The following is a 13,366-nucleotide window of genomic DNA, read 5'->3' on the forward strand; positions in this document are numbered from 1 at the left end:
ATCTCCGTTCGTTCAGTTGGAATGACCGAGGGCGCTGCCGAAGAGCTTGGTAATCTGGATGCCGGCAGGCCCCAGCAGGACCAGCAACAGGGTCGGAAAGATACAGAAGATGAGGGGAAACAACAGTTTCAGCCCGATCTTGGCGGCCGCCTCTTCCGCCACGATGCGGCGCTTGCCGCGCAGCGTTTCCGAATACACGCGCAAGGCGTCGCCGATGCTGGTGCCGAAGCGCTCGGACTGGATCAGCATGGCGACGAGCGAGTCGACGTCGTCCAGCCCCACGCGCAGCGCGAAATTGCGCAACGCTTTTTCCTTGCTGAAGCCGGCGCGCATCTCCATCAGCACCAGTTGCAATTCCTGGCCCAGCGTGACGCTCTTGATGTGGATCTCGCCGGCGACCTTGACAAACGCGCGCTCGAGGCTCAGGCCCGCCTCCACGCACACGGTGAGCAGGTCGAGCGCGTCGGGAATGTTCTCGAAGATGTCGCGCTTGCGGCGCTTGATGACGCGGTCGAGAATCGTGTTCGGCAGGTAGTAGCCGCACGTCGCCGCGAGCAGCAGCAGGAACAGCATGCCGAGCTCGGCGATGGTGGCGGGCACGAAAGCCAGTACGATGCCGACCAGCGCGGGCAGGCCCAGCGCGAGGGCCGTCTTCGATGCGAAGTACAGCGTCGGCGCCGCCGGGTTGCGCCAGCCGGCGTTCATGAAGCGCGTGCGCAGCGCCGACTTTTCCCAGCCCTCCTCCGGCACCGACAGTCTGGTGAGCGGCTTGGCGGCGCGCGCCACGCGTTCGATCCAGCCGCTGCGTTCCGTCTGGTCCTCGTTCGCACGGCCCATGAAGCTCGCCAGCCGGGCACGCAGTGCGGCGGGCGCGAACAGCACCGCCGCAAGCCACGCGAGGCAGCAAACGACCACGAAGACGATCAACAGGAACAGCAACTGAGCGCGAGTCATCGATGTCTCCTCAGATGTGGATGCGGATCACCTTCTTCAGCCAGATCACGCCGATGATGATCATGACAAGCGCCGTCCAAAGCATATTCACGCCCAGCGGATCGGTCCACAGCACCTTGACGTACGTGGGATTGACCAGTACCAGCATGCCTCCCACGGCAAACGGCAGCAGCCCGAGGATCCAGGCCGACATGCGCCCTTCGGCCGACAGCACGCGGACTTGCGCCGCCAGCCGCAGCCGGCCACGGATGATGTGGCTGATGTTGCCGAGGATCTCGGCCAGGTTGCCGCCGGTCTCGCGCTGGATCAGGATGGCGATGACGAGGTAACGCAGGTCGGTCAGCGGAATGCGCGCCGCCATGTTGTGCAACGCTTCGCCCAGCGGCACGCCGTAGTTGATTTCCTCGCGCGCGATGCGAAACTCGCCACTGAGCGGTTCCGGCAACTCGTTGCCGACGATTTGCAGCACGTTCGAAAACGAGTGCCCCGCACGCAGCGCACGCGCGATGAAGTCGGCGGCGTCAGGCAGTTGCTCCTCGATGCGCACGAGGCGGCGCAGGCGCGCGCGCCGCACCAGCAGCAGCGGCACGTGGACGCACAGCAGGACGATCGCGAGGCGCACCGGCAGCGGCATCGGCCACTGCATCACGAGGTAGGCGGTCACCAGCATCGTCGCGACGGAGCACAGCAGGAAGCGCTCGACCGACCACGCGATGCCGGACTGCACGAGGAGCCTGTCGAGGCGGTGCGCGAAGCGGAAGCGCTGCAGCAGGCGGTCGACGAGGTCGTGCCGGCCGAAGCGGCGCGACTTCAGGATCGAGATGCGTTCGGCGCTGCGGCCCTGGTTCCCCGACATCAGCTGCAGCCGGCGTGCGATCCGCTGGGCGCTGGCGCCATGCGTGCTCACCCACCATAGATAGACGCCTTCGATACCGAGGATGACGGCGGCGAACAGGAAGACGATGAATCCGTAGAAGAGGATGTCCATGCGTGACTTTCGCGGCGATGCGGTTCAGGTAAACACGCGGTCGGGATCGAAGGTGTCCTCGGGCACCGCGGCGCCGAACATGCGCAACCGGTCGGCAAAGCGCGGCCGCACGCCCGTGGCGCAGAAATGGCCCTGCACCTTGCCGTCGGCGTCGATGCCCGTCTGCTCGAAGCGGAAGATTTCCTGCATCGAGATGATATCGCCTTCCATGCCGGTGATTTCCTGCATGCTGACGACCTTGCGCGTGCCGTCGGCCAGGCGCGAGGCCTGCAGGATCACGGTGATGGCGGAAGCGATCTGCTGGCGGATCGCGCGCGGCGTCAGGCTCACGCCGGCCATGCCGACCATGTTTTCCAGGCGCGCCAGGGCGTCGCGCGGCGTGTTCGCGTGGATGGTCGCGAGCGAGCCTTCGTGGCCCGTGTTCATGGCCTGCAGCATGTCCAGCGCTTCCGGTCCGCGCACCTCGCCCAGGATGATGCGGTCCGGGCGCATGCGCAATGAGTTGCGCACGAGCGCGCGCTGCGTCACTTCGCCCTTCCCTTCGATGTTGGGTGGGCGCGTCTCGAGACGCACGACGTGCGGCTGGCGCAGCTGGAGTTCGGCCGCATCCTCGATCGTCACGATGCGCTCGTTGCTTGGGATGAAGCCGGAGATCAGGTTCAGCATCGTCGTCTTGCCGCTGCCGGTACCGCCGGAGATCAGGATGTTCACCTTGGCGAGGCCGAGGCTCTCGAGCACCTTGATCATCGGCGGCGTGACGCTTTTATAGTCGAGCAGGTTCTGCACCGTAAGCGGCGTCGCGCCGAAGCGCCGGATCGACACCAGCGGCCCGTCGACCGCGAGCGGCGGGATGATCGCGTTGACGCGCGAACCGTCCGGCAGGCGCGCATCGACCATCGGACTCGATTCGTCCACGCGGCGGCCGACGCGCGAGACGATCTTCTCGATGATCTTCATGAGGTGCGCGTTGTCGTGGAACGACACGTCGGTCAGTTCCAGGCGGCCGCGCCGTTCGACGTACACCTTGTCGTAGGTGTTGACGAGGATGTCCGAGACGGTCGGATCGTTCAGGAGCGGCTCGAGCGGGCCGAAGCCGAGCATCTCGTGCTGGATGTCGAGCACGAGGTGGTGGCGCTCCTGCTGGTTCAGCACGATGCGCTCTTCCTCGATGATGCGCTGGACCAGCAGCGCCAGCTCGTGCTTGAACTGCTCGCTCGTCAGGCGCTTCAGGCGCTCCAGGTCGATCCGGTCGAGGATCATCTGGTGCATTGTTTTCTTCAGTTCCGCATAGGCTTGTTGCGCCGCAGCTGCTACGGGCTGATGCTGACGCTCCTCGTCCGTCACGGACAGGCGTTCGCGCAGGGACATGGACGGCTCCTTGAAAAGATCAATCGTCTTCGCCGCGCCCGAACAGGCGGTCGAACAGACCCTTCGCCTCGGGGATGCGGCGTGCGGTCACCACTTCGACCAGGTCGGCCAGGCTGCGCGCGGCGGCGCTGCCGCGCGACAGCTGCAGCACCGGAATGCCCTGGTTGACGGAGTCGGTGACGGCGATGTAATCGTTGGGGACGGTGTGCAGCACTTCCGCGCCCAGCGCCGCATGCAGGTCCGCCAGGCGCAGCTTGCCGCCCTTTTCGTAGCGGTTGACGATCAGGCGGATGTGGTCCGTCAGATAGCCGAGCGAGCGGAAGATGTCGAGCAGGCGGCGGGCGTCCCGGATGTCCGGCAGGGCCAGCTGCAGCACCGGGTAGATCGCGTCGGTGCTGTCGAGAGCGCGCAGCGACACCGCGTCGATCTGGCGCCCGACGTCGAGCAGGATGTAGTCGTAATGCTGGCGCGCGACGCGCAGGATCGTGTCGATGTGTTCAGGTTTCGCCTCGCTCGTCTGGCCCGGGTCGTCGGCGGCCGCCAGCACGCCGAAGCCGGGCGCCACGTGGACGAGGCACGATTCCAGGAACGGCCCGTCGATGCGCGCGATCTGCTGGCACACGTCGGACAGCGTCATGGCCGGTCTCTGGTCCGACACGTACAGCGTGGCGTCGCCGAACTGGCGATGCAGGTCGATCAGCAGCACCTTCTTGTCCGCCAGCGTAGCCAGCGCATAGCCGAAATTGGTGGAGATGAACGTGGCGCCGCTGCCGCCCTTGCAGGCGATGAAGGCGAGTATCTTCCCGTCGCGCGTCGCGGCCACGCCGGCGCTGGCTGCAATGCGGTCGATCGCCTCATGCAGCGCGCGGTGCACCAACGGCAGTTGCAGCACTTCGCGCACGCCGGCGCGCATGGCGCGGATCAGGAGGTCGGGATGGTGATTGTCGGTCAGCAGCATGAAATGCGCTGTCGAGTAGTGGCGGGTCAGGCGCTCCAGCAGGTCGCCGTCGGCGGCATCCGCATCGCTGATGTCGACGATGATCAGGCTCGGACCATCAGGCAGCGGACGCTCGAGCGCATCGCGCAGGCCGGCGCGGCTGGCGGCGACATGCAGCGGCGGCACGCGTGCGGCACCCTGGGAGGCGATCTCCGCGTAAAGCTGGGTGTCGCGGCTGATCAGAAAGGCTTTCATCGTGGTCCTTGGGACGGCGTTCGGTCAAAATCATGTCATTGAAAAAGCGCGGACGACTCACTTGCTGCCCACCCCGTTGACGACCAGTGCCCTGATCGGTTTCTCCGGTTCCTTGAACGAATTCTCGTAGCGTTCCTGGGCGATGACGGCGGCCTTGCCTTCCATGCCGGCGGCGGGATTCGTATTGGCGGAAGCGGTCGGATCGAGTACCTGCGCCGCCACGTTGGCACGCACGGACGTGCCGAACTGCGCGTTGAAGCGTGGGGTCGTGCTGCATCCGTACAACAGCATGCCCGACAGTGCTGCACACGCGATTCGCTTGCATCTGATGGCCATCGCTCTCTCCTATTTCAATTCGAAACCGCCGGAACTTTGCGCGGACGGTGCTGCCGGGGCCGGCGTCGACACGTCGGCTGTCGTCGCCTTTTCCGGCTTGCCTTCCAGGCGACCACCCAGCATCAACCCCGCGCGCGACGGCTCGCCCACCTTGTCGGTCGGGAGCGAGTAGCCGTTGCCGGACAGGGGCTTGACGAGGTGCGCAGTAATCACGAACACGAGTTCCGTGCGGTCCTGCTGATAATCCGCGCTGCGGAACAGGGCGCCCAGCACGGGCAGTTCGCCCAGCACCGGCAGTCCTTTCAGGTTGGCGACCAGGTTGCTCTTGATCAGGCCACCGATCGCGAAGCTCTGGCCGTCGTACAGCTGGACCGTGGTGGTGGCGCGGCGCGTCGTCACGACCGGCAGGATCGCAGTGCCGTTGAACCCCGTCGCAGACAGGCCGATACCTTCGCGCGACAGTTCCGACACCTCGGGCGCGACGCGCAAGTTGATCCGTCCGCCACCCAGCACCGTCGGGGTGAAGCGCAGGCCGACGCCGAATTCCTTCTCTTCCAGCGTCACCCGGTTGTTGTCCTGCGCGACCGGGATATAAAACTTGCCGCCGACGAGGAACGTGCCCTCCTGGCCGCTGATCGCCATCACGTTCGGCTCGGCCAATACACGCACCAGGCCATCCTGCTTCTCGGCGGCGGCACTCAAGCTGCGGTCGGCACTTTTACCTGCCACGAACGCCCCATGCGCCGTGCCGGTGATGAAATTCGACAGCAGCATGGCGCCCCAACTGCCGGAACTGAAGGTCCATCTGGCACCGCCTTCCAGGCGGTCGAGCAGGCTCTTCGACACTTCGGCGATCTTGACTTCCAGTTGCACCTGCTGGGGCGCGCGCACGCCCAGCATATTGACCACCCGCGCGGTGGCCGCCGCCGCGCCGCCCTGGTTCTGGCTTTCGCGCTGGTTCTGGCTCGCGGCGTCTTCCTTGTCGGGCACCGTCAGTGCGCGCAGCGGACGCCGCACGTAGGCGGAGGCCAGTTCGACGGCGCGTGCCGCGGCACTCGCGTCGCTCACGGTGCCGGTCAGCACCAGCGCGTCGGATGCGGCCAGCACCTTGATGTCGTGCTCGTCCGGCATGGCGGTGGCCAGCATCGCCTGCAGGGCCGACGGGTCCATGGCCACGGTGATGTCGAGTACGCTGCACAGGCCGCTCTTGCCCTGGATGATCATGTTGGTCGTACCCACGTCGACGCCGGCGATGTACAGCGTGTCGGGCGCCACCATCAGCGCCTGCACGACGAGCGGGTTGCCGACGCTCCGATGCTGGACCGGTTCCGGCAGGCGCATCAGGCTGGACTTGCCGATCTGCAGGGCCAACTGAGCCGGCTTCGCGGCCTCGCCCTTGCAATTGGGCCCGGCCTCGGCACGCAGCGGCGCGGCGCCGGTCGGGTTGTCTGCGGCCTGGACTTTCGATTTGGCAGCCGCGGCTGCAGGTCCGGCGGCCGCCAGCGCCAGGCCGGCGGCGAACAGGCAGCGAAACAGCGGTGATGGCGTCAAGCATCCGTTCATGGCTTTACCCTGGATGAAATTCAGAAGCACTCCTGCGACATGCGCAGGCCGTTGAGCACGGTGACGCAGTCACGCCGCACCGGTGCCGCCACCTTGACCACCACCGGCACGGGACGCACGGCCGGTGCCGGCTTGGGCGCGGGCTTGCGCGGCGCGGGCGGCGGCGCCTCGGGCAGCAGGGTGAGCTTGGTCGCGCCTTCGGTACTGGCCGCCTGTGGATCGACCTGGTTGCGCAGGGCCAGCGACAGCGTGCCCACGCTGCGCGCCAGGTCGAGCTTCTCCGCCTGCTCCGGCGTCACTTCCAGCGTGACCGCGTTGACGACCTTCGGCTTGGTCTCGTCGCGGTTGACTTCCTGGGCCACCGCCAGCACGAGGATCCGCTCCAGCACGATTTTCGAGATGTTCTGCTGGCGGGCGTCGGTCCCGGGCGGCACGTCCTTCTGGGTGCTGACGATGATGTCGACGTAGTTGCCCGGCAGCGCGAAGCCGGCCACGCCGATCACGTCGTTCACGCGCACCGTGATCGCACGCTTGCCTTCCGTGATCAGTGCCGACAAGCCGCCGAGCGTGCCGGCCGGCGCCAGCTTGGTCTCGCTGACCGGCTCGCCCATCAACAGGTTCGTCTTGAGAACGCGGCCGCCGAGTTTCTGCGGATCCGTGAAAGCGCCTTTCGGCACGCTGTTGGCGGGCCAGTCGGCCAGCTTGAACATCTCGGGCGTCAGGCGCTGGCCGAGACTGATGTCGGCGGCGGCCACGACGATGCGGCCGCTGCTGCTGCCCGGCTGCTTCAGCAGCCAGCGCGATGCGAACACGACGGCCGCGAATCCGAACAGGATCGCGACGGTCATGACGAGGATGGCACGCTTGTTCTTCATTTTTGAATCTCCGTCGCGCAAGCGATAAACATGCTGCGCCAGGCTTGCTCGACCGCAGCGACCGTGAGACGCGGTTCGGTCCCGGCGAAACCGGCGAAATCGGCTACCCGGTCGAGCAGCTCGCCCGGGTAGCAGGCCAGCAGCGCGCGCCCGGATTGCGGGTGCAGCCGCTCGATCAGGTGGTCGACTGCGGTGTCCTCGACATCGATGCGACGCAGCCGGCACTGGCGGCACAACAGGGCGCGATAGGCATTCGGCGACAAGGCGCCGATGTCGGCCTTGTAGCCGATGCGGCGCAGCGCGGCGTCATCGAAGACGCTGGTCGGGGCGAGGTTGGTTGCGAACACCACGGCGGCATCGAACGGCACCAGTTCCGCCTGGCCGCCCTGCAGCGACAATTGGTCGGTCCCCGCATCCAGCGGACCGATGAAGCGGTTCAGCAGCTCGGCCGCGGCGATGCGCTGGCGGCCGACGTCGTCGAGCACCAGCATCCCGTTGTTCGCCTGCAGGTGCGGCGGCGCGTGGTACACGCCCTGCTCCGCGTCATAGCGCAGGTCGAGCATGTCGCGCCCCAGTTCGGCGCCGACGTGGACGAGCGGACGCTGGCACACGGTCCAGCGCGCATCGCAACTGCGCCGTTCTTCCTGCTGGCGCGCAGCCGGCGGCGGCGCCACGTGGACGGCGGGATCGTACAGGCGGATCACCTGGCGCCCGGCCATGAGTGCATACGGCACCGCGATGGAGCCCGGCAGCAGGCGCCCGAGCTTGCGCGCCAGCGTCGTCTTGCCGCCGCCGGACGGTCCGTACAACAGCAGCGAACGGCGCGCGTACAGCGCCGCGCCCAGCACGTCGCGCGCTGCCTGCGACAGCCCCTCCTCGCCCAGCGCACCCGCCAGTTGCGCGGGTGTGATGCGCTCCACATCCGCATGGCGCAACGCCTGGCGTTCGACCACGGCGCGATACGACGCGAGCGTGACAGGAGCCGGGCCGACATAGCCGCAGCGCGCCATCGCGTCGGCGGCGCCGCGCTGGCCATACGCGGTCAGCTGATATTGCATGTCGATGTCCGACTCGCCGCACCAGGCCACTTCCACCTGCTGTTCCGCGATCAGCGGATTGAGGACCTCGCGCAGCACGCTGATCGACAGTCGCAGCTTGCCGGCCAGATGGGTCAACGGGGTCTTGCCGCCGGCCTGGATTGCCTTGAGCACCAGATCCGTCACGAAGCGCGGTTCGAGTCCGGTATCGCGCACGGTCTTTGCCTGGCGCGGCAGGACTGGCGCGATCTCCGGACCGCCCGCAGGCGCGGGCTGCGCGGCACGGAATCCCGCCGCGGTACTGCCTGTCGATAGCGTTTCAAACATCGGAACCCCCTTGCCTTGCTTGTTTTCCGAAACAGGTCAGAATGATTCTAACGACCGGTCTTTTGGCCACCCTTGAGCTTTGCCAAGAGCGGGCTCATCCATATTGAGTGACCAGAACGACGATCGTACCGGCCGCGATGGCCAGTCCATAGGGCATCGACCCGGCACTTTGCGGGAGCGTCATGTCGGCTAATTTCGTGCCCGGCACGATGAGTCCGGACAGCAGGTGGCCGATATTGACGAGGGCCAGTCGCAGGCGACTGCGCAGCAGTATCAGCAAGAGCGCCATCACCCCCCCGGCACACCATGTAAAAACGGCGATCTGGAATGCTTCGGCCGGACCGGTGAAGAAGCCGATCACGGCCATCATCTTGACGTCGCCGGCCGCCATTCCTCGCACCAGGTAGAACGGCAGGAAGATGACCAGGCCCAGCAGCATGCCGCCGACGGCGGACAGCAGGGCCGCGCCCGGTTCGGGGGACAACAGGTGGAGGAACAGCGCACCGCTCATGCCGGCGAACAGAAGTCGGTTCGGGATACGCCGCGTGGCCAGGTCGTTGACGGCGGCAATACTGACCATGAGCAGCAGCAGCGCATCGCGGTATTGGTCGATTTGCATGACGGCTCCCAAAAAAAAGCCCCCCGGGCTCGGGGACCCGGAGGGCTACCACGGCATGACGATTACGGGGTAACCAGCTTGCCTGCGACGTAGGTGAATACCCCTTCCACTTTCTCACCGACGGTTGTTGCCGCGGCAGCCATCGCCACGCCGATCAGGGCGGCGATCAAGCCATACTCGATGGCCGTGACACCGTTTTCGTCGGCAGCGAAGGTTTTGACTGCGGAGATGAAATTGCTCATGACAAACTCCCATATGGTGGGTTAATAAGAACTGCTACCGGCCGGCGACGCTGGTCAAGTCACCACTTCCAGCTGACTTGCTGCGTTCCGTGCCAGTGAGTTCACTATAAGTTTTGATGCCGCACGGCAAGTTGAGCACCAACAACTTTGCCTCACGGAACTATTCTTTGTTCGAAAGAATCAACATCCCCCCAATCTGGGGGAGCACGTTGTAGTTTGGCTTTGAGAAAATTCACTCAGGCTAAAAAAATTGCATTTGCATAATTGCTTAGAATGCAAAAACGCTATATCCTGTTTCGCTTGCTCTTTGTGAAACGCCTGATACCTGCGAACGCGACGGCGGCTGTGCCCAGCCTGCAGGTCGGTTGATTACATTGCTGAGAACGACATGGATTCGCTTCTGAAACACATGGTGGACATGACCGGCCACCGCGATCACGCGATGCTCGATATTTCCGTGATCTCGGCAGTGCAGGAGCTGGCGGGTGCGGCGCAGACGCGCATATTGGCCATCACGACGGTGTCGGGACAGCAATATCTGCGCGCGCGTGCGTGCATCGTGAGAGGTGGCGCGGCGCGCCTGGAAGAATCGCAGGACGGCATGCTGGGCGATCCTGTGACCGCTCTCCCCGAACTCAAGCGTTGCCTGGCCGAGCACCAGTCCAGTGCCGAAGCTGTGACGGCCGACGGTATGCGCGTGCTGTGGCTGCCGATCTGGTTCGGCGACAAGGCCACGACCTGCCTCGAAATCCGCGACGACAAGGCGTTTTCGCGCGAGACCGTATATGTGATCGGCGGCATCGTCGGCGTCTACCGGAATTTCCAGAACCTGCTCGACTACAGCGAGCGCGATTCGCTCACCGGCCTGCTCAACCGCAAGACGTTCGACGACCAGCTGGCGCGCATGTTGCAGAATGCCCACGAACGGGATCCGCGCCTGCCGGGCCTGCCGGAACGGCGCCAGCACCATGCCCAGGAAAAGCAGTGGCTCGCCGTCGTCGACGTCGACCATTTCAAGGCCGTCAACGACAAGTTCGGCCACCTGTACGGCGACGAAGTGCTGATCCTGATCGCGAACCTGCTGCACTCGTCGTTCCGCGCCCAGGACCGCGTGTTCCGCTTCGGCGGCGAGGAATTCGTCGTGCTGTTGCGCTCGACCACGCTGGACAATGCCTGGAAGATCATCGAGCGCTTCCGCATCAACGTCGAGAGCCATGTCTTCCCGCAGGTGGGACGGGTGACGGTCAGCGTCGGCTTCGTCAGCATCAGCGCGTACGATTCGCCCGTGGTCACGCTGGGCCACGCCGACCAGGCGCTGTACTACGCGAAAAGCAATGGACGCAACCGCGCCTGCCATTACGACGACCTCGTCGCGCACGGCCTGCTGCAGACCGTCGCGTCCAACGACACCGCCGAATTCTTCTGAGGCTCAGGCCACCTGCAGGAAACGCAGCGGGTCGACCTGCCATTTGTCGGGCGATTCGTGGCGCACGATCTTGTCGGCGCCGCCGAAGCCCACGCCACGCGCCAGGTCCACCGTCTCCGGCTTGATATAAGTCTGGCTCTTCGTGCTGTAGAACACGTTGACCTTGGGCGTGAGCAGACTCGTTTCATGCGGCTCGACGACCACGGCCAGCCGGCCCGATTCCAGCAGGACGAGCGTCCCGATCGGATAGATGCCGACGCAACGCATGAATTCCTGCGTCAGGGCCGGATTGAAATGGAATTTGCTCCACTCGTACATCTTGCGCAGCGCCTCGGCCGCCGGGATGCCCTTGTGGTAGCAGCGGTCGGCCGTGATGGCATCGTAGACGTCGACGATCGCGGCCATCTGCGCCAGCTCGCTGATCTCCTGTTCGCCCTGGCGGTCCGGATAACCCGTGCCGTCGCGCCGCTCGTGGTGGTGCAAGGTGATGTCGAGCGGGATCGGACCGATCTCGGAGGAGCGGCGCAGGATGTCGTAGCCGTCCCTGGGGTGGCGGCGCACGATCTCGAATTCCTCGTCGGTCAGGCGGCCCGGCTTGTTCAGGATGGCGTCCGGCACCAGGGCCTTGCCCGTATCGTGCAGCAGGCCGCCGATGCCGGCCTGGTACGTGGTCGTGGCATCCAGCTTGCGCGAACGGCAGAAGGCGACCAGCAGGGTGCAGACGCTCACCGAGTGCAGGAACGTGTAATCGTCCTTGGTCTTGATGGCGGACAGCCCCAGCAACGCGGATGAATTGCGCAGGATCGAGGCAGTGATGTTCTCGACCACCGGCGACACCTTGTCCATTTCCACCGCCTTGCCCAGGCGCGCATCCTGCATCACGGTCTTGACGAGGCCGGCGGCCTGGCGCCGGATCGCCAGGGCACGGTCGAATTCCTCGGCCAGCGTCGTGCGCAGCGGCGCCACCGGTTTGGCGGCGATCGCGGCAACCTCGGCCTCCGTTGCGGCTTCCGCTTCCGCCACCGTCGGAGCATCGGCCACGTCCAGGCCGCGCGTGCAATCGATCGTCACGGAACGGATGCCCGACGCCATGATCTTGCGGATCTCGTCCTCGGTCGTGATGCTGAAGCGGTTGCGGAGGAAAGGATGCTCCATCCAGCCGCAATCGAGGTCATGGATGAACATCCCTACCCGCAACCGGGAAGAAGCGACTTTCTTGAGCATGGGCGTCCAGAAGGTGTGTGTTAATCTCGCCGCGACCGGCGTCGTTCAAGTATAACAACTTGATGACAAGAAACTTTTTAATAATAAACTTTTGGTTGCTTTTTGTAGCCATAAAGATACAAGTATTTACAGAATGGAACTCCGTCAGCTGCGCTATTTCGTTGCCATCGTGGACCACGGGTCGCTGTCGCGGGCCGCACTGGTCCTGCACGTGGCGCAGCCGGCGCTGACCCAGCAATTGCGCCAACTGGAAGAGGAACTGGGCGTGCAACTGCTGCATCGCTCGGCCCAGGGCGTGCTCAACACCGACGCCGGCAAGGTGTTTTACGAGCACGCGCAAGCGATCCTCAAACAGGTGGCGGATGCGCAGGCCGCCGTCGTGCAATCGGCCGAACGGCCATCGGGCAGCGTCACGCTCGGCCTGCCGCACAGTATTTCGGACGCCCTCGCGCTGCCGCTGTTGACGGCCATCCGCCAGCGCTACCCGGAAATCACGCTGCAGCTGACCGAGGAAATCACCGGCAGCCTCGCCGAGCAGCTGCGCGCCGGCCGCATCAACCTGGCCGTGTTGTTCGACGATGGCCAGCTCGGCAGCTTTGCCGCCATTCCGCTCGTCGAGGAAGAACTGCGCTTCGTCTGCCGCGCCGACGCACCCGCCGCGGCCGGCCATGACAGCCTGACCCTGCGCGATGCGTTGGACACCACCCTGATCCTGCCGGGCCTGCAGCATGGCGTGCGGCCGCGCATCGAAAGCACGGCGCGCGCCGCAGGCCTGGCCACACACGGCGTCATCGAAATCAACTCGATCGCGATCCTGAAATCGGCCATCCTCGCCGGCATGGGCGCCACCATCCTGCCCGTGGCGCCGGTGCAGGCGGAGGTCGAGCGCGGCGCCATGCGGGCGCTGGCCATCCACGATCCGGCCATCGCGCGCACCGTCGTCCTGTGCACCTCGCGCAATATCCCGCTCACGAATGCGGCGGCGGCCGTCAGCCGTCTCGTGGTCCAGGTGGCGCACGATCTGTGCGCCGCGGGCCACTGGATCGGCGCACGGAAAGTGTAGTCCGGGCCATCATTTTTTCTTATGGCTCCATCCCCAATCCGTATTTCCGTATACGTCAACTTGTCTCTACACTTGGTGTAACAGCCGCCAAAGCGGCACCGGGACCCATTCCGGCCAGCGCCTACCCGGCGCGCCTCCGGCACGGGTCCATC

General features: G+C 65.3%; 13 protein-coding genes. 2 read left to right on the plus strand and 11 right to left on the minus strand.

Features of this window, described 5'->3' with window-relative positions:
* Positions 1–12: 12 nt before the first annotated feature.
* From ACEN9H_RS29350 to ACEN9H_RS29395, 10 genes are all read right to left on the minus strand, one after another.
* Positions 13–954, minus strand: coding sequence for a type II secretion system F family protein (locus ACEN9H_RS29350; protein ID WP_413673013.1), 942 nt, complete (start codon positions 952–954; stop codon positions 13–15).
* Positions 955–964: 10 nt separating this feature from the next.
* Positions 965–1,942, minus strand: a complete 978-nt coding sequence (locus tag ACEN9H_RS29355; protein WP_413673014.1) for a type II secretion system F family protein — start codon at positions 1,940–1,942, stop codon at positions 965–967.
* 24 nt (positions 1,943–1,966) lie between these two features.
* Complete coding sequence (locus tag ACEN9H_RS29360) at positions 1,967–3,310, minus strand: CpaF family protein (RefSeq protein WP_413673015.1); 1,344 nt, start codon at positions 3,308–3,310, stop codon at positions 1,967–1,969.
* A 19-nt stretch (positions 3,311–3,329) separates the two neighbouring features.
* On the minus strand, positions 3,330–4,502 hold the full coding sequence (locus ACEN9H_RS29365) for an AAA family ATPase (RefSeq protein ID WP_413673016.1): 1,173 nt from the start codon (positions 4,500–4,502) through the stop codon (positions 3,330–3,332).
* Positions 4,503–4,559: 57 nt separating this feature from the next.
* The gene (locus ACEN9H_RS29370; RefSeq protein WP_371764221.1) at positions 4,560–4,838 is read right to left on the minus strand and encodes a hypothetical protein; all 279 of its coding nucleotides are present in this window, start codon (positions 4,836–4,838) and stop codon (positions 4,560–4,562) included.
* Positions 4,839–4,847: 9 nt separating this feature from the next.
* On the minus strand, positions 4,848–6,401 hold the full coding sequence (locus ACEN9H_RS29375; RefSeq protein ID WP_413673017.1) for a type II and III secretion system protein family protein: 1,554 nt from the start codon (positions 6,399–6,401) through the stop codon (positions 4,848–4,850).
* A gap of 20 nt (positions 6,402–6,421) precedes the next feature.
* Positions 6,422–7,276, minus strand: a complete 855-nt coding sequence (cpaB, locus tag ACEN9H_RS29380) for a Flp pilus assembly protein CpaB (protein WP_371770420.1) — start codon at positions 7,274–7,276, stop codon at positions 6,422–6,424.
* A complete protein-coding gene (locus tag ACEN9H_RS29385) occupies positions 7,273–8,640 on the minus strand; it encodes an ATP-binding protein (RefSeq protein ID WP_413673018.1) in 1,368 nt (455 codons plus the stop codon). The genes cpaB and ACEN9H_RS29385 overlap by 4 nt, the downstream gene beginning before the upstream one ends.
* Positions 8,641–8,734: 94 nt before the next feature.
* Complete coding sequence (locus ACEN9H_RS29390) at positions 8,735–9,259, minus strand: prepilin peptidase (protein WP_056134273.1); 525 nt, start codon at positions 9,257–9,259, stop codon at positions 8,735–8,737.
* A 62-nt stretch (positions 9,260–9,321) separates the two neighbouring features.
* Positions 9,322–9,501, minus strand: coding sequence for a Flp family type IVb pilin (locus ACEN9H_RS29395; RefSeq protein WP_056134270.1), 180 nt, complete (start codon positions 9,499–9,501; stop codon positions 9,322–9,324).
* Between the two features lie 388 nt (positions 9,502–9,889).
* Between ACEN9H_RS29395 and ACEN9H_RS29400 the strand changes: the two genes are divergently transcribed.
* Positions 9,890–10,927 (plus strand): GGDEF domain-containing protein, encoded by a 1,038-nt coding sequence (locus ACEN9H_RS29400; RefSeq protein ID WP_413673019.1) that lies wholly within the window; start codon positions 9,890–9,892, stop codon positions 10,925–10,927.
* A gap of 3 nt (positions 10,928–10,930) precedes the next feature.
* Here the strand turns inward: ACEN9H_RS29400 and ACEN9H_RS29405 are convergent, their stop codons facing one another.
* Positions 10,931–12,151 (minus strand): HD-GYP domain-containing protein, encoded by a 1,221-nt coding sequence (locus tag ACEN9H_RS29405; protein WP_413673020.1) that lies wholly within the window; start codon positions 12,149–12,151, stop codon positions 10,931–10,933.
* 133 nt (positions 12,152–12,284) lie between these two features.
* On the opposite strand from ACEN9H_RS29405, the gene ACEN9H_RS29410 reads away from it, so the two are divergent.
* The gene (locus tag ACEN9H_RS29410; RefSeq protein WP_413673021.1) at positions 12,285–13,214 is read left to right on the plus strand and encodes a LysR substrate-binding domain-containing protein; all 930 of its coding nucleotides are present in this window, start codon (positions 12,285–12,287) and stop codon (positions 13,212–13,214) included.
* Positions 13,215–13,366: the final 152 nt, after the last annotated feature.

The organism is Massilia cellulosiltytica, assembly GCF_047325105.1.
Lineage (GTDB): Bacteria > Pseudomonadota > Gammaproteobacteria > Burkholderiales > Burkholderiaceae_D > Telluria > Telluria orientalis.